The organism is Rhodococcus sp. P-2, from assembly GCF_016598535.1.
GTDB lineage: Bacteria > Actinomycetota > Actinomycetes > Mycobacteriales > Mycobacteriaceae > Rhodococcus_F > Rhodococcus_F baikonurensis.
Map to the genome: position 1 here is coordinate 3,390,183 of NZ_CP066779.1, position 21,997 is coordinate 3,412,179.

General features: G+C 61.7%; 18 protein-coding genes and 1 pseudogene. 11 read left to right on the plus strand and 8 right to left on the minus strand.

Annotated elements, in window-relative coordinates; translation table 11 throughout:
• Positions 1 to 117: 117 nt before the first annotated feature.
• On the plus strand, positions 118 to 1,185 hold the full coding sequence (locus I7X09_RS16195; protein WP_234036599.1) for an Lrp/AsnC family transcriptional regulator: 1,068 nt from the start codon (positions 118 to 120) through the stop codon (positions 1,183 to 1,185).
• A gap of 42 nt (positions 1,186 to 1,227) precedes the next feature.
• Here I7X09_RS16195 and I7X09_RS16200 read toward each other — a convergent pair whose 3' ends face one another.
• Positions 1,228 to 1,860: a TetR/AcrR family transcriptional regulator gene (locus I7X09_RS16200; protein WP_020971327.1), complete on the minus strand. Its 633-nt coding sequence runs from the start codon at positions 1,858 to 1,860 to the stop codon at positions 1,228 to 1,230.
• Between the two features lie 195 nt (positions 1,861 to 2,055).
• Here I7X09_RS16200 and I7X09_RS16205 point away from each other — a divergent pair, with 195 nt between their 5' ends.
• Positions 2,056 to 3,468 carry a pyridoxal phosphate-dependent decarboxylase family protein gene (locus I7X09_RS16205; RefSeq protein WP_200312998.1) on the plus strand — a complete coding sequence of 471 codons (1,413 nt, stop codon included), beginning with the start codon at positions 2,056 to 2,058 and terminating at the stop codon, positions 3,466 to 3,468.
• Between the two features lie 140 nt (positions 3,469 to 3,608).
• Here the strand turns inward: I7X09_RS16205 and I7X09_RS16210 are convergent, their stop codons facing one another.
• Entirely contained in the window at positions 3,609 to 5,051 is a 1,443-nt protein-coding gene (locus I7X09_RS16210) for an amidase (protein ID WP_200312999.1), read from the minus strand.
• 39 nt (positions 5,052 to 5,090) lie between these two features.
• Positions 5,091 to 6,317, minus strand: a complete 1,227-nt coding sequence (locus I7X09_RS16215) for an MFS transporter (protein ID WP_200313000.1) — start codon at positions 6,315 to 6,317, stop codon at positions 5,091 to 5,093.
• A 120-nt stretch (positions 6,318 to 6,437) separates the two neighbouring features.
• Between I7X09_RS16215 and I7X09_RS16220 the strand changes: the two genes are divergently transcribed.
• Both I7X09_RS16220 and I7X09_RS16225 read left to right on the plus strand, forming a co-directional pair.
• Positions 6,438 to 7,337, plus strand: coding sequence for a LysR family transcriptional regulator (locus I7X09_RS16220; RefSeq protein ID WP_200313001.1), 900 nt, complete (start codon positions 6,438 to 6,440; stop codon positions 7,335 to 7,337).
• Between the two features lie 68 nt (positions 7,338 to 7,405).
• A complete protein-coding gene (locus tag I7X09_RS16225; protein ID WP_200313002.1) occupies positions 7,406 to 7,894 on the plus strand; it encodes a hypothetical protein in 489 nt (162 codons plus the stop codon).
• Positions 7,895 to 7,940: 46 nt separating this feature from the next.
• Here I7X09_RS16225 and I7X09_RS16230 read toward each other — a convergent pair whose 3' ends face one another.
• Entirely contained in the window at positions 7,941 to 9,485 is a 1,545-nt protein-coding gene (locus tag I7X09_RS16230; RefSeq protein WP_124567246.1) for an AMP-binding protein, read from the minus strand.
• A gap of 302 nt (positions 9,486 to 9,787) precedes the next feature.
• Between I7X09_RS16230 and I7X09_RS16235 the strand changes: the two are divergent.
• Positions 9,788 to 11,473, plus strand: a pseudogene (locus I7X09_RS16235) (CocE/NonD family hydrolase).
• A gap of 79 nt (positions 11,474 to 11,552) precedes the next feature.
• On the opposite strand, the gene I7X09_RS16240 reads toward I7X09_RS16235, so the two are convergent.
• The 4 genes from I7X09_RS16240 to I7X09_RS16255 form a co-directional block, all read right to left on the minus strand.
• The gene (locus I7X09_RS16240; RefSeq protein WP_200313003.1) at positions 11,553 to 12,380 is read right to left on the minus strand and encodes a helix-turn-helix transcriptional regulator; all 828 of its coding nucleotides are present in this window, start codon (positions 12,378 to 12,380) and stop codon (positions 11,553 to 11,555) included.
• A gap of 130 nt (positions 12,381 to 12,510) precedes the next feature.
• Positions 12,511 to 13,371, minus strand: a complete 861-nt coding sequence (locus I7X09_RS16245; RefSeq protein ID WP_200313004.1) for an alpha/beta hydrolase family protein — start codon at positions 13,369 to 13,371, stop codon at positions 12,511 to 12,513.
• A 269-nt stretch (positions 13,372 to 13,640) separates the two neighbouring features.
• Positions 13,641 to 14,567 carry a LysR family transcriptional regulator gene (locus I7X09_RS16250; RefSeq protein WP_200313005.1) on the minus strand — a complete coding sequence of 309 codons (927 nt, stop codon included), beginning with the start codon at positions 14,565 to 14,567 and terminating at the stop codon, positions 13,641 to 13,643.
• The gene (locus tag I7X09_RS16255; RefSeq protein ID WP_200313006.1) at positions 14,564 to 15,454 is read right to left on the minus strand and encodes a LysR family transcriptional regulator; all 891 of its coding nucleotides are present in this window, start codon (positions 15,452 to 15,454) and stop codon (positions 14,564 to 14,566) included. Before I7X09_RS16255 ends, I7X09_RS16250 begins: the two co-directional genes overlap by 4 nt.
• A gap of 272 nt (positions 15,455 to 15,726) precedes the next feature.
• Between I7X09_RS16255 and I7X09_RS16260 the strand changes: the two genes are divergently transcribed.
• The 6 genes from I7X09_RS16260 to I7X09_RS16285 all read left to right on the plus strand — a co-directional run bounded on the left by I7X09_RS16260 (position 15,727) and on the right by I7X09_RS16285 (position 21,745).
• Positions 15,727 to 16,599 (plus strand): ABC transporter permease, encoded by an 873-nt coding sequence (locus I7X09_RS16260; protein ID WP_124567252.1) that lies wholly within the window; start codon positions 15,727 to 15,729, stop codon positions 16,597 to 16,599.
• 11 nt (positions 16,600 to 16,610) lie between these two features.
• Positions 16,611 to 17,384 (plus strand): ABC transporter ATP-binding protein, encoded by a 774-nt coding sequence (locus I7X09_RS16265; protein ID WP_234036600.1) that lies wholly within the window; start codon positions 16,611 to 16,613, stop codon positions 17,382 to 17,384.
• Between the two features lie 61 nt (positions 17,385 to 17,445).
• Positions 17,446 to 18,402, plus strand: a complete 957-nt coding sequence (locus I7X09_RS16270; protein ID WP_200313007.1) for an ABC transporter substrate-binding protein — start codon at positions 17,446 to 17,448, stop codon at positions 18,400 to 18,402.
• 49 nt (positions 18,403 to 18,451) lie between these two features.
• Positions 18,452 to 19,549: a hypothetical protein gene (locus tag I7X09_RS16275; RefSeq protein WP_200313008.1), complete on the plus strand. Its 1,098-nt coding sequence runs from the start codon at positions 18,452 to 18,454 to the stop codon at positions 19,547 to 19,549.
• Positions 19,546 to 20,682, plus strand: a complete 1,137-nt coding sequence (locus I7X09_RS16280) for a CaiB/BaiF CoA transferase family protein (RefSeq protein WP_200313009.1) — start codon at positions 19,546 to 19,548, stop codon at positions 20,680 to 20,682. The genes I7X09_RS16275 and I7X09_RS16280 overlap by 4 nt, the downstream gene beginning before the upstream one ends.
• 79 nt (positions 20,683 to 20,761) lie before the next feature.
• Positions 20,762 to 21,745, plus strand: coding sequence for an NAD(P)H-dependent flavin oxidoreductase (locus tag I7X09_RS16285; protein WP_200313010.1), 984 nt, complete (start codon positions 20,762 to 20,764; stop codon positions 21,743 to 21,745).
• Positions 21,746 to 21,997: the final 252 nt, after the last annotated feature.

Here is a 21,997-nt window from a genome sequence, read left to right on the forward strand (position 1 = left end):
CAGGCGCAGGTGCGATCTGCTGTTCTCGCAGCCCGGCACGATGTGTCGTAGGTAACGATCTAGATAGCTATGATGAAGCTTCCCTTAGGAATGATCGAGAATTCGCAGGAATTTCGCATGAGTGATGAATCAATGAAGGAATTCGACATGCTCGATGCGGCGGACCAGGCAATGGTTCACGCATTGCAGATCAACCCGAGGGCAAGTTGGTCGCAGATCGGGAAGGCTCTCGACCTCGATCCGGTGACTCTGTCCCGTCGATGGATCCGGCTGGTCGACCGCGGTGCAGCATGGATCGGGTGCAATCCTGGCCCGATCCTGGCCGCGTCCGGTCTGGGAAATCTTGCCTTCGTGGAAATCGACTGTGTCAACGGCAGCGTGAAAGCCGTGGCGCACGCGCTCAGCGAGCAACGGATGGTGACCGGAATCGAACACGTGACGGGCGCGCGCGACCTGCTGGTCACGGTGATGGTGACGGATTTGAGCGTCCTGTCGCAGTGGGCCACCGAGGAGTTGGGTGCCATTGCCGGCGTCGTATCGAGCCGCATCCAGCTCGCCGGGACGATTTACACCGGCGGCAGTCGGTGGCGGTTGCGTGCGCTGAGTTCGAGTCAGGCGGATGCTCTGGCCGCAACGCGCATCACGGTGGATCACCACGGCGCATTTCGGCCGACGGACATGGACCGACGCATCATGGTTGCACTGTCGGTGGACGGTCGAGCGTCGTACACCGAATTAGCCGAAGAATGTGGCGCCAGCGTCGACACGATTCGACGACGTGCGCGCCGCCTTTTTGCCGCTGGGATGGCCCGACCCCGCTGCGAGGTGGCGCGTCCTCTCTCCGGAAGCCAGGTGACCGTCATCCTCTGGGCCCAGGTTTCGCCGTCTCAGATCGGCCATGCTGCACTGACGATCTCGGCTATGCCCGAGGTCCGTCGATGCACGGGGGTCACTGGTCGCGACAACTTGCTGATCGTCGCGTGGGCACGGTCCGTGGACGACGCGCAGCGACTCGAAGGACGGTTGTGCGAAGCACTTCCCGGTCTCTCGATCGCAGATCGCGTGATCTCGCTGTGGACGATGAAGCTCAACGGTCACCTGCTCGACGAGCGGGGGTACCGCGTGCGAGCGGTGCCGATCAGCCCCGGTGAGCCGGCCCGTCGCAGTGTGGAACCTTCCGCGTGAAGCTCATTGCGCAGTCTTCGAAAGACCTTGGAAGCAAGACACTCAACTCTTTGCGGTGCCGGACAAACCGAGTGAAGTCGGCAATATGTGATCGACCAACATGTCGACGATGCGTTCAGCTTCGTCAGGAGCGAGGAGAGTCGCGAACCGGACGGTCGAGCCCGCGATGTGATTGCACGTGAAGACAAGCTGATCGACGTCGTACTGCATCGACTCCGGCACCACGCCACGGATAACGTCAGCGATGAGAGCACTGGTCTGACGTGTGTTCTCCACATCGATCCGAGCGAGGTCGGGGTTTGCGACGGCTGCTGACCACACCGCCGCGTACGTGGTGTCGTCGCGGAAGATCTGCCAGTAGCCGCGGACAATGGAACTGATGACTTCGCGTGCGTCTTGCACCGTCCCGGCGGGAGCGATCGATTCGATGAGACGGGCACGCACCAGGCCTTCGTATCGCTCGAGCAGTGTCTGCACGATGGCGGCCTTTCCCGGAAAGTATCGGTAAATCGACGGGAGCCGAAGGCCTGCTGCCGATGCCAGTTCACTCATGGTCATGGCATCGATGCCGTCGCGCGCGATGAGTTCTGCCGCACAATCCAAGATGGCCTCGACGCGCGCCTTGCTGCGCTGCTGTTCCGGAAGGCGACGGGAGGGAACGGCGTCGGTCGTCATCGTGCAATCTCCGTCATGGATACGAGAATATACGGCCTTCACCCCTTGACATGACAGAGTGTCACGTTCACCATATGTGAAAGGTTCTCACGTATCGGTTCGTTTGTTCGCCGGTGCGCCGACGATCCTCTTCGATTAGTTCGGCTTGACATCGCCGACGACCCAATCAAGTTGACACACAAGAGGAGTCAAGACGTGTTGGAAAACGGTGTGCCGATCGACCAGGTGCTGGCGGAGCTTGCCGAACGGCATCGAATGGATGACCCGTACGCAGATCGTCCCGGCATGGTGAACATGTACAACACTGGTCTCGACACCGTCGAGAAGGTCGCAACAGATGCCTTCGGAATGTACATACATGTGAATCCCCTTTACTCGTCGACGTTTCCGAGCGTCTATGCGCTGGAGAAGGAGTTGGTCCGCGCCGCGAATGACATGCTGCACGGGCCCCACGACGCCACCGGCAGCTGGACCATGGGTGGCAGCGAAAGCATCATGATGGCCACGAAGGCCGCACGAGACGGAGCGAAGCACATCACGCGGCCGAACATGGTACTTCCGATCTCGGCCCATGCGGCATGGTGGAAGGCTGCGCACTACCTCGGCGTCGAGGCCCGGACTACGACGGTGGACCCGGAGACGTACAAGGCCGACGTCGCTGCAGTCAAAGCGGCCGTCGACGAGAACACGATCTTCGTGGTTCTGTCGGCACCCCAGTACGGGCAGGGCGTGATCGATCCGATCGAAGAGATCGGTGAGTTCTGCCTGGAACAGGGGATTCGCCTCAACGTCGATGCCTGCATCGGTGGCTGGGTTCTTCCGTTCGCCGAACGGCAAGGATTCGAGATTCCGCTGTGGGACTTCAGAGTTCCCGGCGTCAGCTCGATCACCGTCGACCTGCAGAAGTACGGGTACACGAACAAAGGATGCTCGCTCGTTCTGTATCGCAGTCGCGAACTGCGTCTTCCACAGTTCTTCGCACACGCGAATTGGACCGGCTACCCGATCGTCAATTCCACGGTGATGAGTTCGAAACCAGGCGGGTTGCTCGCCGCAGCATGGTCGATCGTCAAACACATCGGAGACGACGGCTACATGCATCTCGTCGAAGAGGGTCTGCGGATTCGCCGGGAACTGGAGGCGGGGGTCGCCGCGATACCAGGGCTGCGAATCATGGGGAAGCCCGAATCCACGCTCGCTGCAATCACAACCGATCCAGACGCGGACGAGGGCGTCGACTTCTTCCTCTGGATCGACGAACTCGCGAAGCGGAACTGGACCATGCAGCCACAGTTGACGCAGCCCGGCGTTCCTCCGAGCATCCACTTCACGATCGCGAAACAGCATGGTGATTACATGGCCGAGTTCATCGACGTCATGCGAGAGGCCTTGGACGCAGCGCGACTTCGTGACCCCTTGATTCCGGCGGAGCGCCTCGCCGAGATTCACGCCCTGCCCGCCGACACTACTTTCGCCGACATCGTGCCCGTCGTGATGGACAGCTTCGAGGACGGGAAGCCGTCGACGAAGACGCACCTCGTGCTCGACGCCCTGCCGATGCCGCTGCGAGAGATGGCGATGCTCGCCTACTTCGACGCACTCACGTGAGCCGGCGATCAGTGTCGATCGACGAAACAGCAACTCGCCGAACACCAAAGATCTCCCGTTGACTCGAAGGAGATCGTTGGTCTCCGTCGACGGCCGCCACGTCCGAGAATCCTGTCGACCACCGAGGTGAGTCGAGGTACTCACGAGAAAGCGCGACCGTTCGGATGTTCGCTCGGAAAGGGCAAAACCCCTTCCAGGGCGAGACCAATGGCGAAGGCCGTATGGTCGTCGTACGGCCGCGTGACGATCTGTGTGCCCGTGGGGATTCCGTTCCGAGCGAAACCGGTGGGGATTGTCAACACCGGGCAACTGCTCAGGATATTGAAGGTGATTGCCGGTACAGCCTCGAGATAGAACTCCAATTCTGTTCCAGCCACCTTGATTCCGTGCCCGACGTAGTCGTCACCGGCAAGAAACCCGTCCGTCGCCACTGCCGGAGTGATCAATGCGTCATAGGTGTCGAACTGAGACCCGATCGACGAATACAGTTCGGCTTCGATCGCGAGTCCGTCGAGGAAAGTCGCGTCACCACGGGTGCGGCGTGCCCATCGGGCGAATTCCTTCGCGTACTCCGTGACCTTGTCGGGGTGCGCGGACGCTTCGGCAGAAATCGAAGCACCGAATACGTGGTCGTAGTGAATGGCAGCAGCGCGCATGATTGCAGCGCGTGACAGGTCGACTTCGACGATCTCGGCGCGTGCGCCCAGCGCAGTGAGAGTATCCACCAACTTCGCCGTGTTCTCGGCGACGTCCGAAGCAACCGGCCAGTCACCCAACGCGGGAATCACGGCGATACGCATGCCTGTGCACGAACGCGTCGCGAAGGTAGATAACTGCGATACCGGTACATGCGAGGCAATGTCGGTGGAGGTCGGTCCCGCGATGACTGATTGCATTGTGAGACAATCGCTTACGGTGCGAGCCATCGGACCGCAGTGGCAGTAGCGATCGAGGTTGAAGGGAGGATCGACCGGGACACGTCCGTGTGGTGGCTTGAACCCGACAATTCCGTTGAACGACGACGGAGTTCGGATCGATCCCGCAACATCGGAGCCGGTAGCCAAGTGCGTCATACCGGTGGCAAGTGCGACTGCCGATCCGCCGGAAGACCCACCGGAGGAGTATTTCGTGTTCCACGGATTGCGAGTGACGCCCCACAACTCGGACTGCGTGAACGCGGCCGAGGAGAATTCCGGGGCGGTCGATCGCGCGTGGACGATGGCACCGGCGTCGATGATTCGCTGCACGAAAGTCGAAGTGTGAGTGGCGATCATATCCTCATAGACCTTGGACCCTTGAGTCCACGGTTGACCTTGCACTGGTTCGTCCTCTTTCACCACAACGGGAACACCGGCGAGCGGAAGCCCGTCATCCCAGCCGCGGGCGTAGTGACGTTCGGCTGATTTCGCTTGTGCCCGTGCAGCATCGAAGAACGTATGTCCCACTGCATTCACGGTTGGGTTGAGCGCCTCGATACGCTCGATGGTGGACTCGAGCACTTCCACCGGAGACAGCGATTTGTCTCGGTAGCGGCCGAGCATCTCGGTCACGTTCATGAAGGTTACATCGGACATCGCGCGCATATCTGTTGTCCTGCCTGTGTGAAAAATTCGTGTGGTCGGCTACGTTGTCTGTTCCTGTTTTGCCGCGACAGGACTGCGGATTACCGCGAGCAGCATTGCAAGAGTGGCGATTCCCGCTGCGATCCAGAAGACCGATCGGGGTCCGGAGTGGTCGTGAACGCGTCCGCCCACGAACGCGCCGAGGGCGATGCTTGCATTGAAGACTGCGACCCAGAGGGCGGATGCAGCCTCTCGGTGTGCGGGAGCTGCGTGTGCGATCCATGTCTGAGTACTCACGGATACACCGCCGTAGAAGAAACCCCATGCCGCCATGAGCAGAGCGCCGGCGATCAAGGTGGCGGCCCAGATCGGAAACAGGGCGAGTGTCAACGCTATTCCCACGCTGAGGACGACGACCACCGTCTTCGAAGACTTGGCGGCGGATGGCCCGGCAATGAAGTTGCCGACGACGCCGAGGACACCGTAGATCAGCAGCATCGTGCCGACCTGCGAAGCGTTCGCCCCTGCAAAGAACTCCAGTCCCGGACGCACATAGGTGTAGGCCGCGAAATGAGCGGTGACGAGGAGAGCGGTAATTGCGATTCCGACCCGGACTCCCGGGTTCCGAAAAGCCTCCAGGAGACTGCCGAGCGACAAGGCTTGATCGGCCGGCATCGTCGGCAGGACAGCGAACATGGCGAGCGCGATCACCGCCGCGGCGCAGCTGAGAGCCCAGAAAGCGACGCTCCACCCGGCCGCCGCCCCGATGTACGTCCCAGCAGGAACACCGAGAACTGAGGCGACGGCGATTCCGCTGAAGATGATCGTGGTCGCCAACCCGACGGATCTGGTCTCCACCAACCTGGGAGCCAGGCTCGCGGCGAGTGCCCAGACTCCGCCCATGCTCACCCCTAGAAGGACGCGAGCCACAGCGAGGACAGCGAAGCTCGGCGCAAGGGCCGTGAGGGCGTTCGCCGCTGCGACGAACAGCATCAAGACGATGAGCGTCGACCGACGATCGAAGCGCCGGGTCACAACGGGCACGAACGGCGCAGTGGCCGCTGCCACCAACCCGGTGATGACCAGTGAGAGCCCGATGGTCCCTTCGCTTTCCACCAGAGCAGCACCGATCGGGGTGAGTAGCCCGACCGGCATCATCTCTGCCGCGACAACGACGAAGGTGGACGCTGCGATCAGGGCGACAGCAGCCCAGTGGTTCTCGGTGGTGTGTGCGTGGGTTGGGGATGTGGGCGCGGGGCTGTGCTGCCCGGGCGCGGAATGTGGCATGTAACCAGGGAAGCTCTCACAGGCCACCGGATCAACGGCGAATCGCTCATCCAACCATTAGCCCAATTCATCGATGAGCAAGGATGGAGTGCGCGAACGAGTCGTGGATCGGAGTGAAATATGTCGGAACTTCCGATGCGTGAGATCGAGTGCTTCCTCGTACTCGCTGAAGAACTGCACTTCGGTCGCACCGGAGAACGGTTGTTCATCTCCCAGAGTCGGGTCAGTCAGCTGATCAGCGCGTTGGAGCGTCGTATCGGCACAAGCCTCGTAGCGCGGACCAGTCGCCGCGTGCACCTCACTGAATTCGGCGCCGAATTTCTTGCGTCGCTGGCTCCCGCCCACCGAGCACTCGCAGCAGTGATCGACGACGCTCGAACGAAGGCGCGCAACATACCGACACCACTTCGGGTGGGTTTCCAAGGAGCAATTTACGATTCGATCGCGACGGCAGTCTCTCGCTTCGAGATACAACATCCGCAAATATGCGTGACCATCAAGGAATTACCCCTTGGTGATCCGTTCAGTGAGGTACTCGCCGGGCGAATCGATGCGGCGGTAGCCCTTCTCCCCGTGGATGAGCCCGAACTGACAACCGGGCTCGTCTTTTCTCGACAGCCCCAGACACTGGCCGTCTCAGTCCATCACCCGTTCAGTGAACTGGACGTGATCGACGCCGAGCATTTAGCGCAGATATGCCTGGTACCGATCACTGGACCCGCCTCTGACGATTGGCAGCGTGTGAATTCCCCGAGCACAACGCCGGGCGGAGCCACGATTCCCACGCAGGGTGGGGCGAGCACCGTTCAAGAAGGCCTGTCGCAGGTCGCATTCAGCCAAGTCGGCCTCATCCTGTGTGCCGCTACCGCTGCATACAGCCAGCGCTCGGACATCACATTCGTGCCGATCAACGGATTACCTGAATCTGCATTGGGACTGGTGTGGCGAACCGATCTCGAAAGCCCACGACTTCGCGCTTTCGCGAAGGCGATCGAGGAAGCACACACCTGTCCAACCTGACGGCGATCAGTCAAGTCGCGGAAGGACTCCGGGGCGTTGGTGCGCATCGTGTGTGGGATGATCACGCCATGTCTGCGATCACCGATTACTTCACGGCACCCTCGGATGAGCACGCCGAATCTGCACTCGAAGGACTCGTCGACCTGGAACCAGCGGCGATCGAGGCGAACGATGCCTCTCGCCCGCGGATCCAGCTGGCTGCGAGCGGAACCCCAGTTCTACAGGCGAAGGGTGTCGATCCAGTTGTCGCACTCGGCCGGCTGGAAGCATCCCTCACCGCTCGACCCTACGACGAGGTCGCAAAAGGTCCACGCTGCGGGAAACTCGTCGCAATGAGCGACGACGGCGACACCCTCGTGCTCACGGTTGCCGACGAATTACGTGATGCACTAGCGGAATTGAACGCTGAAGGTGTCGCCGCTGCTGCGGCAGCCTGGGCGATCGACGAGACGGGTGAGCCGTCGGAGAACACGCTGCCCTTCCTGACCGCCTTCGCCGAACTAGCTGCCAGAGCTGTGGCCGAAGGCGAACGAATGTACGGCTACGTCGTCATCTGACGCTCAGATTCTCGCCAGATATCAACCGCCGCAACATTCGCCGAAGTCAGTTGACCTGCCGATCCCGACCTTGCCAGAACTCTTGACGAAGCTTGAACTTCTGGATCTTCCCGGTAGCAGTGCGTGCCAACTCCGGACGGAATTCGACCCGCTTCGGGCACTTGTAGCCGGCAAGTCGCGTGCGGCAGTGGGCGATGAGTGCTGCTTCGTCGATCGATTCCGCGCTCTCGTCGAGCACGACGAGCGCAGTTACCAATTCACCCCACTTCTCGTCCGGGATACCGATGACTGCGACCTCCCTGACCGCTGGATGTGACATGAGCGCGTCCTCGACCTCGATCGAAGTCACGTTTTCGCCACCGGTGATGATGACGTCCTTCTTCCGGTCGGCGATCGTGACGTAACCGTCCTCGAAAGTGCCGCCGTCGCCGGTGTGGAACCAATCGTCCTCCAGCGCACTCGCTGTCGCCTCGGGATTCTCCCAGTACGACGCGAGGATGTGGTTGGACCGTGCGAGCACTTCGCCGGTGTCGTCGACCTTGATCTGCACACCGATGGCCGGTGCGCCCGCTCGCCCGAGCAGTCGAGCTTGCTCGGGCACCGGTAGGTCGTCCCACTCGGCACGCATGCGCGACATCGTGAGCAGTGGCGACGTCTCGGTGAGACCGTAGATCTGAATGAACTCCCAACCAAGGTCGACCCTGATCCGCTCGATCGTTCGGGTCGGGGGTGGGGCGCCCGCGACGATTATGCGCACCCGGTCGCGGCCGGGAATTTCGCCTTCCCACGTCTTGGCGGCGTCCAGGATCGCCGAGACGACAGCCGGCGCGGCACACAGATACGTGACACCGTGCTCCTCGATGCGGCGCAGGATCTCCGCACCGTCGACCTTGCGCAGGACGACGCTCTTCGCGCCGATTGCCGTCGTGACGAAGGGGTGTCCCCAGCCATTGGCGTGGAAGGTCGGGAGCGTGTGCAGGTAGACGTCTCGATCGGTAACGGTTGCCTGCCAACCGAACACAACCGCGTTGATCCAGTTGCTGCGGTGCGTCAGCTGCACACCTTTGGGACGGGCAGTGGTTCCGGAGGTGTAGTTGATCGTGGCGGTCGCGTTCTCCTTCGTCGCCGCGTCCGCGACCCACGGTCTCGGATCGGCATTCGGCCCCCAGATCCGATCGTCGTCTCGGCCGAGGACGAACGTGCGCTTGCACGGCACCTCGGCAACAAGGTGCTCGAGTTCGGGGTCGACCAACAGGACCTCGGCCCCCGAGTGCTCGACGATGTACTGGATCTCCGGAACACTGAGCCTGTAGTTGATCGGCACCAGCACCCTGCCCCACCCGGCGACGCCGTAGAACGAGGCGAGGAATCGGGCCGCGTTGTGCGAGACGATGGCAACGCGACCACCGACCGGGACGCCCAACTCGTCGAGCGTCGCCGCTTGCCGACGAGCGAGGTCGCCGAGGTCGGCGAACGTGATCTCGCCCCACGACTGCGCCGGCTGATCCGGCTCGTCGACGATGGCGACTCGATCGGGGTAGACAGTGACCGCCCGGTCGAGGAAATCACTGATGGTCAGCGGGATGATCATGTGCACTCCAGGTCTTGGGCCGAGTTTGTGGCCCGGGAGAGATCCGACAAAGACGGATAGCTTTGCCCGCGTTCGGCACTGTCACCACCCTCCGAAGAGGGTATCGATTCCAGGTTCCCTCAGCCCCCTCTTCGGAGGGTACGAAGTGTGACTGTCACCGGTAACCCTGTGCATCATGCCTCACCCTCGTGTCGACCGAGATCGGTCCAGCCCGGTCGAACGTCGAGGGTCGGACACATTCGATTCGCCCCATCCAAGGAGACTTCATGGCACACGTGTACAACTCCGGCGTCGAAATTCCCATGCGGGACGGCGTCACACTCGCAGCTCTCGTATTCCAACCCCTTGAAGGCAACGCCCCCACTCTGTTGCTGCGCACTCCCTACGGGCTCGCATCCCACGGCGCCGGACCCACCGAAGTCCTACCTTTCGTCGACGCGGGCTACGCCGTCGTATGGGTCGAAAGCCGTGGAACATTCAAGTCGGAGGGGGAATTTCGGCCCAAAACGAACGAACCGGAGGACGGCTACGACACCGTGGAATGGATCATCGCGTAACCGTGGTCGGACGGACAGGTCGGCACCTATGGGCCGTCGTATTGCGGAATGACACAGTGGGCGACCGCGTCCACGGGACATCCCGCGCTGAAAGCCAGTGTGGTGAAAGAGACGGCGATGAACTGGTACCGAGGTTTGTGGTATCACCCCGGCGGTGCGCTTTCGCAAAGCTTTTCGACGTTTTGGCCCACGGCTATGAACGCAAGCAACGAGCGCAGGAAGCTTGCTGCAGGGCGGGGCAGCCTCGATCGCGTGCTCGACTTGGGCGGCGGTCTGCTCAACGGTCGTGGACTTTCTCTCAACGACCACACACCGATCTCGACCCACCCATTGCTTCCCCTCGAGCAGTGGATGAGCGAGATTCTTGATCACCCCGACTACGACGAATTCTGGAAGGAACAGGACTTCACCACTTCGGTTCCCGAGATGACCCAGCCCGTCCTCTCCATCGCCGGCTGGTACGACATATTCATCGTCGAGCAATTACGCGACTTCGAAAGGTTCCGGAGAGAGGCTGGTTCGGAGGAAGCTCGAACAGGTTCACGTCTTGTCGTCGGCCCCTGGATTCACGAACTGGACTACTCCTCCGAATTTCCCGACCGCGACTTCGGCGCCATCGGAGCCGCCGCAGCGTGCGACCTGACCGGTGCGCACCTGCAGCATTTCAATCGGTGGCTACGCCCGGGAGCTGATGCACCCGCGCGGTCACCCGCGCCGGTGAGGCTGTTCGTCATGGGAATCGACCAGTGGCGGGACGAACAGGACTGGCCGCTACCGGACACGACATATGTCGACTACTTCCTCTCCGGTGATGCCCCGAACGGCCGAGGAGAACTGCTGCTGGGCGGACCGGGGGCAGCGTCGGAGTCTCGATACCGGTACGACCCACGAGACCCGGTACCCACTGCAGGTGGACCGAGCATGCCCGCGCGGTTCGGATTCAACGGTCCCGTTGACCAGAAGGAGGTTGCATCGCGACCGGATGTCTTGTGCTTCACCGGCCCAGCACTCGATGAGGACACCGAGGTCACCGGATACGTCAAGGCAACGCTGTTCGTCACCTCCGACGCAGTCGACACCGATTTCACCGCCAAACTCGTCGATGTATTTCCTGACGGGAAAGCCATCAACCTCTGCGACGGCATCCTGCGTGCCCGCTACCGCAACGGCCTCGATCGCCCAGAACACCTGGTCCCGGGAGCGGTCTACGAAGTCGAGATCGATATGGCCGCGACGTCCAACGTGTTTCGTGCTGGGCATCGGATCCGCGTCGACATCTCCAGCAGTAACTTCCCCCACTACGACCGCAACACCAACACCGGCGGTTTCATCAGTCGCGAATCCATCGACGACGCCGTGGTCGCGCACAACACCATCCTCACCGGACCCGACCACCCCAGCCGTCTGGTACTTCCCCGGATCAACCGCTGACCAGTACCTGCACTGACCGGCGGTTGCCGGAACCACACTCATGGTCCCGGCAACCGTCCCAACGGTGTGAGCCTGACGGTCACGCGATCATGCCGTCCCGACGAGCAAGGACAACAGCCTCCAACCGGGTACTCGCGCCGAGCTTGTGCATAGCGGACTTCATGTAACTCTTGACCGTGAACAGAGCCAGACCCAACACTCCGGCTATCTGAACATTCGTCATGCCCGCGCCGGCCACCGTCAGGACGTCGATTTCACGTTTCGTGAGCGAAGCGCTGCCGACGCTTTCGGAGCGTTCCCCCTCGTCGACCAGCCGGGCGGCGGCCTTGACGAGCGCCGCACGCACATCAGCATCACCGACACTGCCGGCAAGGAGCCGTAATTCCGCATAGACCGATCGCACCTGCTCGCGCAAACGCGCATTCACGGTCGCTTCTTCGGACAACACACCGTTCGTCGAATTCACGGCACTGACAGCCAGTTCTTGCTCCAGCGCCCGCGCTTCCTGCACGACGGTGTCCTCGATGCGACCTCCCACGACCTCGGAAGTGCGAAACGCGCCGTAAATGACTCCCACCGTCTGACGCCCGACAATGATCGGCGTGGCGACCAGCGCCTTGAGCCGCTCAGCTCGGATGACCTTGTCGTATCGGTGTGTGATCACCTGGGTCTCGAAATAATCGTTCACGGCGATCGGCCGGCGCATGACCGCCACCTTGCCGCCGAGTCCCTCACTCGGATCCAGCGTCAGCCCGGGGAGCGCTCCGAGGGTCGGACCGTCGAAGCGCTCGATAAGGAGGTTTCCGGCTCTGTTGACGGGCCCACCGAATGCAAGGGAGGCCCCTGTCGAGACCCGGACCCGCTTGAGGGCGCGCTCCATACGCGTGCCCAGATCTTGCGCAGTCAAATCGTTCGATCCCCTATCAGGAGGGTGTAACCCAGCGCTCAGTTCCGTCCCCCTGTGACGGCTATCATAGCGACGCGAGCAGGCTACACCGTCCCGACCCGGACTTTGTCTTCCACCGGCAGTGACCAGGTCAGCCCGGGATCTGCAGGGCCAGATCGTTGCGGTCGAAGTCCGAGAACTGCTGGGTGTCAGTGCAGTATCCGCAGTTCGCCCCGAAGAACTCGGTGCGAGCGTTCGGATCGTCGAGTAACCAGTACCGCAGCCACGCGGTGCTCGGCCCGCGCATGTCGCCACCGGTGATCGCCGTACCGAAGTGCGTCGCGCCGCGCAGTTCCAGATACTCGGCGGGCACGTGGTCGGCATCCTCGTACATCGCCCGCACGATCGCCGGCCAGACGATCGCGTCGGCCTGACCGGCAAGATAGAGAACCGGCTCGTCGATGAGGTCGACATCGTTGAGCGGGCCCGGCTGGATCGCGACGGCGGTGTCGACGCGGTCGTCGATCGCGGCATTGATCGCCGCAGATCCGCCCTGCGAGTGCCCCACCGCACCAATATGTTCCAGGTCAACTTTGCCGAAGAAGACACTGGATGGGTTGGCTGCCTTACTTTCGATGAGATCAATTCCCGACCGCATGGTGATGGCGAAGTTACTTGCCGGGGTATTGGCGGCGACCACGATGAATCCATGGCTGGCGTAGTGGCGCAACAAGGAGGTGTAAGCGCCGGGGAGCACGCCGGTCCCGTTCCCCCAGATCACAACCGGATGCTTCTCGCCTCGTGCGCCGAGCTGACGCGGGTAGTAAAGAGTGTGCACCAGCCCGATCGACACAGTCGGCGTGTACGGCCCTGCGCTCGCCCAGTCGTGACCGACGCTCGCGATGCCGGGCGTCTCTGCGGCGGCCGTTCCGGCCGGGCCCGCGAGTCCGAGTGTCGCGCACAGCGCAACCGCCGCTACAGCATTCGCGAACAATTGCAGAGATTTTCGCATGAAGGTCGACCTTTCGAAGTTGCGGCAATTTTGGTGCAGACGGTTCGATCACGGGACGCTCGGGGTCCTGTATTCGGTAGGTGAACCACATTCGGTGAATTGTCGACCCAGAGTGACGTGTATTACATAGTTTCCGGAAGGCGGCCCGTCGGCTTTGTTCGAGAAAACGGACTATGCCAGAAGTGTTGTGTCTGAACACAAAATCATCGTTCCCGACAGATAGCCGGCCGCCGCGAATACCCAGAGTTCAAAGAGAGAATCACCTCTGCCTAAGGCTCCCGCGCGGATTGCTCGGCGCACAGCCGTAGGAAGTGTTCGACGATCTGGGTGTTCTGGCCATCCCTTGCCACGGCTGCGATCTTGCGCGGTGGAAGCTCGAGTATCTCGCCGACCGTGCAACCGCGCTGGGATGCGCGCTCAGCACTCGAGAGTTCGAGAATCACAGCACCGATTCCTTCATACGCGAAATCCGCGAAGGCGTCGCGGTGCTGTGACCTCATCACGAAGGCGTGGTCGATCCGAGGTTCGATCGAACGCAGGTGGCGATACACGTCAGATGTCTCGAACCGTGGTGCGACGACCAGGCCGATGCGCATCAGGTCTTCGCCAACGAACACTCCGTCAACCGGGGCTGGAGTGCCGGGCGGGCAGACGAGTCGCAAGTTGTGGTCCGGAAGGCGAACGATTCGCGTCCCGGGGACACCGGTAGGCGGCGACTCCATGATTGCCACGTCCGCTGTGCCGGCCATGACCGGGTGAATTGCGTCGGCGACTGACGACCCGGGCGGATCCGAGATGGTGATCCTCAGGTTCGGCACCTTGGTACGCAGCGCTCCGAGCAATACCGCGGTGGGATCGTCCGCAAGGCTCGCCGTCGTGGCGACGCTGAGGCGAGGGAAAGCTGACAGCACCGACTCGCTGTCGATCACCAATCGGTCGAGCGCGGCCAACGCATCGCGGGCTGGATCGATGAAATTTCGTCCGCGTGCAGTCAATGTCGCGCCGGCCCGCCCCCGATTGAAAAGCTTTCCTCCGACGCGTCTTTCAAGTCGCGCAATTGATTGAGAGACGCTCGACGTTCCCGTGAACCGGTACGCCGCTGCCGCCGTGATACTGCCGTGTTCGACGATTGCGAGGAAGTCTTGTAGCTGCTGCGGATCGATTCGTGGACTCGCAGACTCGCCGAAGTTGCTCATCCGGCATTCCCCAGTCCACCCTCGTCACGCAATCGAGTCGTCGTTTCGATAAACGCTTGTGCCGCAGGCGATGGCGTCGAACCGTGAAACATCCACAGATCACGACTGAGCTGGGGGCGAGTACGACGAAGCACCACGCCTTCTCCGACGGTGTCAGCGACGGATTCGGGAAGGAATGCGACCCCGACTCCCGCGCGCACAAGGGGAATCATCGAGGCCGCAGAAATGGTCTCCGCAACCACGGCCTCGTCCACCGTGCGTTCGCCAAGGCGTTCGGCCAATAGCCGCCGTGTCACATCACCACGCGGACTGGCGATCAACCCGATTCGCAGAAGATCGGTCAACTCATCTGCCCCCTCCCCGCTGCTTCGTGCACTCGGCACCAGCGCCACAATTCGTTGCCGACCGAGGAGGATTCGTTCAACACCTTCGTCGAACACCTCGTCCACCCCGATGCCTACGTCAGCCTGACCCGAGGCGACCACCATTCCGATTCCGTCGGTGTCGTTGCTGAGCATCGTCACCGCAACATTCGGAAACCTGGTTGTGAACGCACCCAGAGCTGTGGCCGCCGGATCACGCGCCAGCGTCCGCGGGCATACGACCGTCAGCCTCCCGCGCTGCACGACGTTCAACGGATGCAAAGCGTGATCCAGATCCCGGTACGCCCGAAGTACTTGGGCTGCCGGACCGGTGAGATCGCGTCCAGCGTCCGTCAGGGTGACTCCCCGCGAACCGCGCCGGACGAGCGTCAGCCCGCACTCTTTCTCCATTCTGGCCAGAGCCTCCGAGATGGTCGGCTGGCTCACTCCCAGTCCGCGTGCAGCCGCCGAAATGCTGCCGCGATCCGCAAGGGCGAGAAAGTATTCCAGATGACGTCGGTCCACCAGGGCGCTCCCTTCTCCGTAGAAATCTGCGTGTGCGCACGGTTCCGGCCTCGTTGGCTCGCTGAGTTCGGCGGGGTTTGCCCCCGGTCGAGGCCATAGGGAAACCCTATGGCCTCCCTCTCGAATGTGGCGTAGACGGGAAGAAGAATCCCGTGATCTGCTTCACATATGAACGCAGTGAGCAACAACCCGGGGAGCTTCGATCTGACGTACCCGTCTGCTTTTTCGGAGCGACCATCACGGCCTGTGAGCACTCCGGGGGAGGCACAGAGATGACCGAAACCATAACCACGAGTGCGTCATCGGGCTCGGCGTCACCCCGATCTGCGGAGCGAGCGCACTCTGAGCCGAAGCCCGCTCGACGGCGTCGAGTCGGCACTCGCCTCACCATCGGGGTACGACTGGCCCAGGTCGCACTGCTTCTGGTCCTACTCGGCGCGTGGCAACTCGTCGCATCGCAAGGCTGGATCGAGCCGGTTCTGGCCAAAACGCCGGGGGAGGCCTGGAACTACTTCACCGCAGCGGTGCATTCGGGTGAGATTTCGTCCAACTTACGCGCCACGATGACTGCTGTCGTGATCGCCTGGATCCTCGCGAGTGCCGTCGGAGTGGCGGTCGGACTCTCACTCGGCCTGCTCCCGACCCTCGAACGCATCATGAGTCCGTTCTTGGATGCGGCGAATGCCATGCCGCGCCTAGCGCTGGCGCCCCTGCTCATCGTCATTTTCGGTATCACGATGACGGCGAAGGTCGCTCTCGCGTTCACACTCGTTTTCTTCATAGTCTGCTCGAGTGCACGGGCCGGCGTGAAGTCGGTGGACGACGAATGGCTCCGGCTTTCCACTGTCCTCAATGCCAGTAAGACGCAGGTGTTTTGGCATATTCTGCTCCCCGTCGCGACCCCCGGCATCTTTGCCGGTCTTCGGTTGGGGCTGATCTATTCGCTACTTGGCGTGGTGGGTTCGGAACTGATCTCGTCACGAGACGGGCTGGGCCAGCTTGTGTCGATCTACTCTGCCCAGTTCCGCATGGAAGCGGTCTACGCGATCCTCATACTTCTCGCAATCGTCGCAGTCGTCCTCAACCAGGCCATGAATTTCGCCGAGCGCTACCTCCTTCGGTGGCAGCCCCCGGCTCGACGATGACAGGAATCATCATGGATACCAACGTGATTACGCCCGCAGTCCAACTCGACGGACTGACGATATCCTTCCCCTCACCAGACGGATCGGTGAAGACAGTGGTCGATGATCTCGACCTCACAATCCCCCGCGGACAGTTCGTGAGCTTGGTCGGTAGGAGTGGTTGCGGCAAGACCACTCTGCTCAACGCGCTCGCTGGATTGGTGGAAGCGACGGAAGGCAAGACCGAGGTCCTCGGCACAACGCCATTCGACGCTCGTTCCCGGATGGGCTTCATGATGGCCCGAGATGCGCTGTTCCCGTGGCGAACAGCGCAGAAGAACGTGGAGTACGGTCTCGAATTGAGAGGAGTACCCAAGGCGGAGAGACGAACTCAATCCGCGCGCTGGCTTGCCGCCGTTCAAATGTCCGAGGCATCACAGCTGTGGACTTGGCAACTCTCCCAAGGGATGCGTCAGCGTGTCGCATTGGCCCGAACGTGGGCTCTGGATCCGGACATCTTGTTGATGGACGAACCCTTTGCCGCCCTCGATGCGCAAACCCGAGTCGAAGTACAGCGAGAATTCCTCGAGCTTTGGCAATCCCAGGTAGGCCGGACGGTCATCTTCGTAACCCACGACCTCGGCGAAGCCATCTGTCTCTCCGACCGCGTTCTGCTGCTCGGGGCCGGCCGGGTGATCGACGACGTCAGCATCGACATCGAACGCCCCCGCGAACTCGAAACCCTTACCTCCGAGCCTCGATACATCGAAATCTTCAACCGGCTGCGCGGTCAACTCGACCACTGATGTGCCCAGCCAACTCAGCTCGACTACTGATGCGCCCAGCCCGTCAAGGAGCAGGAAACCCATGAAACTTCGACCTTTCGTCGGCACAGCCGTAGCAACGGCCCTACTGCTTTCCGCGTGCGGAGGGGGAGGGCGTCCGAACGACGGTAGCGTCGCCATCGGGGTCTACCCCGCGAGCGCTTTGTCCCTCCCTGTCTACGTCGCCGTCCAACAAGGAATGTTCGACAAGGAGGGCCTCGACGTCGAGCTCATCGACGGAAAGAACGGACCCGAGCTCATCAGCGGTCTCATCGGCGGCACAACTGATCTCGCGGTCGGAGCACCCGGAACCGTCGTGCCGGCCATCGAGCAAGGGCAGAGACTGTGGCCCCTTTCCCCGTACGGATCGATCGATCTTGCCATCGCCGTGACGAAAGACAGCGGCATCACCACCGTCGAGGATTTGCCCGGCAAGCGGATCGCCATACCGTCACGTGGCGGTGCGGCCGAGCAATTCGTCAATCAGCTTCTTGCAGAACGAAACATCGATGCATCCACCGTGCAATTCATCGCAGCGGCACCCACCGCGAGTCAGATACCACTCGCACGAAAGGGCGACATCGATGCCGCCGTTCTCACCGCTGCCAGTCAAGCCGTATTCGACGCTCAAGGAATACCGATGACACCGATTACCTCAGTCAACCCTGTGGGCTCTGACGGCGTGAGCTCATACGGCCTGGGCACTGTGCTCGTCACGACAGCCACATTCGCCGAATCCGATGCTGCTGCCCCCGTTTGTGCGGCGCTCGAGGCCGCAGCAGGGTGGATAGCCGATCCCGCCAACGAGCAAGCAGGGGCTCAACTTCTCACCGAGCGAATGAATGTCCCCGCCGACAAAGCCACCGAGGTGTGGGCTTCTCAGAAGAACCTCTGGCCCGTCGAGATTTCGGCCCACCGATGGACGCAGAACGTGACATGGGTGAACAACCAGACCTCGGGCAAGTCCGACGCAGATGTCCCTTTCGACCCCCTCTGCTGACCAACGCCCATACCCAATCCAGTTCGACTACCACGAAAGAGAAGAAACGATGACACAACTCGCTGACCAGTCAACCCGATCCGAGTCCACGCACGATCGCCGGCAGCTCACCGAGGCTTGGTCCGCAGTCACCGACAGCCTGGCGACGTTCGGGTCCACAGCTGCCGCCACCGGATCACCGCTGGACAGCGCCGAAGGTGTACGGCACGCACTTCGCCTGTTCGGATACCTCGCCGAGATGAACGTCGAACGCCAAGACGTGCTCCGGCCTGAACTCTTCACACTGATGTCACCGATGCGAAAGTTCTGGGGAGACGGCATCGACGTCGACTACTGGACTGCGATGATCGACCCCAAGGAGACGTACCGAATTCACGGTAACCGCGGCACAGTGCCGTACGTCGCGGTCCTCGCCAATCGCGTCGGTGCGTCTGGGACCGACAGGGTCGCCGACAACATCGTCATCGACGACAAGGTGTGCGACGCGGACGGTAACTTCGAGATCTTCATCGCACAAGAGCTGGAGGGGCGCAGCGGAATTCGACTGGACGAGCGTTGCTTCGACGTAGTAGTGCGTGTCTATCACAAGACGCGAAGCGCGGAGATCGATCCCGTGCTCCACATCGAGCGTCTCGGCCCGCCGCCTGGCGCACGCCCTGATCTCGACACGGCGTGGCTGGTCCAGCGCCTCACGAAACTTGCCCGGGGTATGGATGTCAGCCTTCGACGTAGTCTTCAGCTCATCGAAACGCTCAGTCAGTCTCCCAACGAGATTCGCGTGACCTCGGAGCAGCGAGGGTGGGGAGACTTCTACGGCACCAGCTCCAACCAGTACGTTGCCGGCTGGTGGTCACTGAAAGATGCTACTGCCGTGGATATTACATTTACTGTCCCGGACTGCACCTACTTCGGCGTAATGCTGTACAACCACTGGTTCGAGTCCTTCGAGTACCGCGACCACACCGTCAACCTCAACGACGCCCACTTCGAGCGCAACGACGATGGAACCGTGACGATCCGAATCGGGGGAGTAGAAGGCGACAGAAACCGGTTGAACCCCTGCAACCACACCGAAGGCATTCTGTTGGCGCGCTGCCTGGAGCCTGCCGAGGACGTCGCTTCGCCTCATGTGGAGATCATTCGATGACCGACGAAGTTGACCTGCCGTTGGCAGGTGTCCGCGTAGTGGAGATCGGTCAACTGATCGCGATACCCAGTGCCGCACAGCAGTTGTCCGACCTCGGCGCCGAGGTCATCAAGCTGGAGCCTCCGGGCGGTGAACCGGCCCGACAAATCGACGCCGACTACGCGCGTGGCATCTTCTACGGGTACAACCGCGGGAAGCGTTCAATCTGCCTCGACCTCAAAGACTCCGCCGATCTGCGACGGGCTCGGGATCTGATCGCGTCGAGCGACATCTTGCTGCACAATCTTCGCCCGGGAACCCTCGATCGACTGGGATTCTCCTCTGCCGAACTACAACGCCTGCGACCGGAAATCATCGCCGTCTCGGTGAGCGGGTACGGGGCGGAAGGCCCGTCCTCTACCCGCGCCGGGCTCGACATCGCCGCGCAAGCGGAGAGTGGACTGATGTCGGTGACGGGCGAGGCTGATGGCCCACCACAACGTGTGGGCGCACCGGTCATAGACCATGCAACGAGCTATGTCGTCGCGCAGGCGGCTCTGGCAGCGCTACTGCGACGTGAGCGCACCGGCAAAGGATCGTCCGTCCGAGTCTCCCTGCTGGACGTCGCAATCCACTTGCAGACGGCCAACTGGATCGAGTGGCAGGTATCGGGCAAACCTATGAGTCGCAAAGGGAACGGGCAACCAAGCGTCGCACCCGCTGCAGATGTCTTTCGTGCCGTCGACGGCGAACTGGTGATCAGCGGATACCAACCGCGAGCCTGGATCGAACTGTGCAAGGCGATCGACCTGCCAGAGTTGGCAGACGACCCGCGGTTTACCACCAACGCGCTGCGCGTCGAAAACCGTGCAGACCTCGTCGCCACGATCGAGAAGCAGCTGTGCCACCGTAGCGCCGCGGAAGCGGTAGAGCATCTCACTGCGGCCGGAGTGGTTGCCGCGCTTGTGCGCAACTACGACGAGGTAATCTGCGCCGACGATGTGATTGCGAACCGTACCTTCATTCCCGGCGCCAACGAACATGGCGAACAATACTTGACGCCTGCCATGCCCTATCGGTCCGAACCTCCGATGGTACGAACTGAGTCCTCGCAGGTTCCGGCCTTGAACGAGTGGGCTTCGTCAACGCATTGAAGCCGATGTGAAGTCGAAATTCAGTCGGCATCAACGTAACTGACAAACCGATATCCATGCATCATCGAGGAGATGTCCAGTGCTGACAACTGCATTTACCGAGACGTTCGGAGTGCGCCACCCCATCGTGCAGGGCGGCATGCAGTGGGTGGGGAGAGCAGAACTCGTAGCGGCAGTTGCAAACGCGGGCGCGCTCGGCATGCTCACTGCTCTGACACAGCCGACACCTGACGACCTTGCCCGAGAAATATCCCGAACCCGCGAGCTCACCGATCAACCTTTCGGGGTCAACCTCACAATTCTCCCAACGATCACACCCCCGCCCTACGATGAGTATCGCAATGTGATCATCGACTGCGGAGTGAAAGTCGTCGAGACAGCCGGCTCCTCTCCCGCACCGCATCTGCCGCATTTTCACGCCGCCGGCATCAAGGTTCTCCACAAGTGCACCAGCGTCCGACACGCGGTCAAAGCCCAGGCCCTCGGCGTCGACGGCATCAGTATCGACGGGTTCGAATGTGCCGGGCATCCAGGGGAAGACGACGTACCGGGTCTCGTCCTCATCGCTGCAGCAGCAGAGCGGATCAGCATTCCCATGATCGCGTCCGGTGGATTTGCCGACGCGCGAGGATTGGTGGCTGCCCTGGCGCTTGGCGCCGACGGTATCAACATGGGCACCCGGTTCATGTGCACCGATGAGTCTCCCATTCACCGCAACATCAAGGACGCGATAGTTGCTGCCTCCGAGGTGGACACCGAGCTGATTTTCAGGTCACTACGTAATACGGCTCGCGTAGCACGCAACAGCATCAGCCAAGAGGTTGTCGAAATTCTTTCCAGCGGCGGCAAATTCGAAGACGTTCGAGATCTCGTAGCCGGTGTGCGGGGCAGAGCGGTGTTCGACAGCGGCGACCCCGAGGCTGGCATCTGGACGGCTGGGACTGTGCAAGGATTGATTCACGACATCCCCACAGTGGGCGAATTGGTGGAACGAATTGTCGCAGAGGCCGAAGCTCTTATTGCCGGACGGCTTGCCGGCCTCCTGGATCGTGTCAGCGCCTGACGCTATCCGAACCGCTGAGCGCTACTGTCGGCGAGTTCTTCGCACATGATTCCTGCCGTTGCGCTCGCCGACCCGCATGCCGCCGATACTTCGTCCTCGATGCGTCGTGCGGTGACGGTGAGCTCTTCCGGCTAGCCTCGCGGCTCGTCATCGCCGCTCGCTCGTTTCGGGCGCATCCGGACGATCATTGACGTCAGGACGAGGAAGGGAGGTGTACTCCGAATTGCTTGCGGTCATCAGAGTGACGACCGC

What these genes read in the sequence shown, in the direction of transcription:
- I7X09_RS16195 (WP_234036599.1), top strand. Translation starts at nt 118, where the DNA reads ATGAGTGATGAATCAATGAAGGAATTCGACATGCTCGATGCGGCGGAC.
- I7X09_RS16200 (WP_020971327.1), bottom strand. Translation starts at nt 1,860, where the DNA reads ATGACGACCGACGCCGTTCCCTCCCGTCGCCTTCCGGAACAGCAGCGC.
- I7X09_RS16210 (WP_200312999.1), bottom strand. Translation starts at nt 5,051, where the DNA reads ATGCGCGCGATGTCCGATGTAACCTTCATGAACGTGACCGAGATGCTC.
- I7X09_RS16215 (WP_200313000.1), bottom strand. Translation starts at nt 6,317, where the DNA reads ATGCCACATTCCGCGCCCGGGCAGCACAGCCCCGCGCCCACATCCCCA.
- I7X09_RS16220 (WP_200313001.1), top strand. Translation starts at nt 6,438, where the DNA reads ATGTCGGAACTTCCGATGCGTGAGATCGAGTGCTTCCTCGTACTCGCT.
- I7X09_RS16225 (WP_200313002.1), top strand. Translation starts at nt 7,406, where the DNA reads ATGTCTGCGATCACCGATTACTTCACGGCACCCTCGGATGAGCACGCC.
- I7X09_RS16230 (WP_124567246.1), bottom strand. Translation starts at nt 9,485, where the DNA reads ATGATCATCCCGCTGACCATCAGTGATTTCCTCGACCGGGCGGTCACT.
- I7X09_RS16245 (WP_200313004.1), bottom strand. Translation starts at nt 13,371, where the DNA reads ATGCGAAAATCTCTGCAATTGTTCGCGAATGCTGTAGCGGCGGTTGCG.
- I7X09_RS16250 (WP_200313005.1), bottom strand. Translation starts at nt 14,567, where the DNA reads ATGAGCAACTTCGGCGAGTCTGCGAGTCCACGAATCGATCCGCAGCAG.
- I7X09_RS16260 (WP_124567252.1), top strand. Translation starts at nt 15,727, where the DNA reads ATGACCGAAACCATAACCACGAGTGCGTCATCGGGCTCGGCGTCACCC.
- I7X09_RS16265 (WP_234036600.1), top strand. Translation starts at nt 16,611, where the DNA reads ATGGATACCAACGTGATTACGCCCGCAGTCCAACTCGACGGACTGACG.
- I7X09_RS16270 (WP_200313007.1), top strand. Translation starts at nt 17,446, where the DNA reads ATGAAACTTCGACCTTTCGTCGGCACAGCCGTAGCAACGGCCCTACTG.
- I7X09_RS16275 (WP_200313008.1), top strand. Translation starts at nt 18,452, where the DNA reads ATGACACAACTCGCTGACCAGTCAACCCGATCCGAGTCCACGCACGAT.
- I7X09_RS16280 (WP_200313009.1), top strand. Translation starts at nt 19,546, where the DNA reads ATGACCGACGAAGTTGACCTGCCGTTGGCAGGTGTCCGCGTAGTGGAG.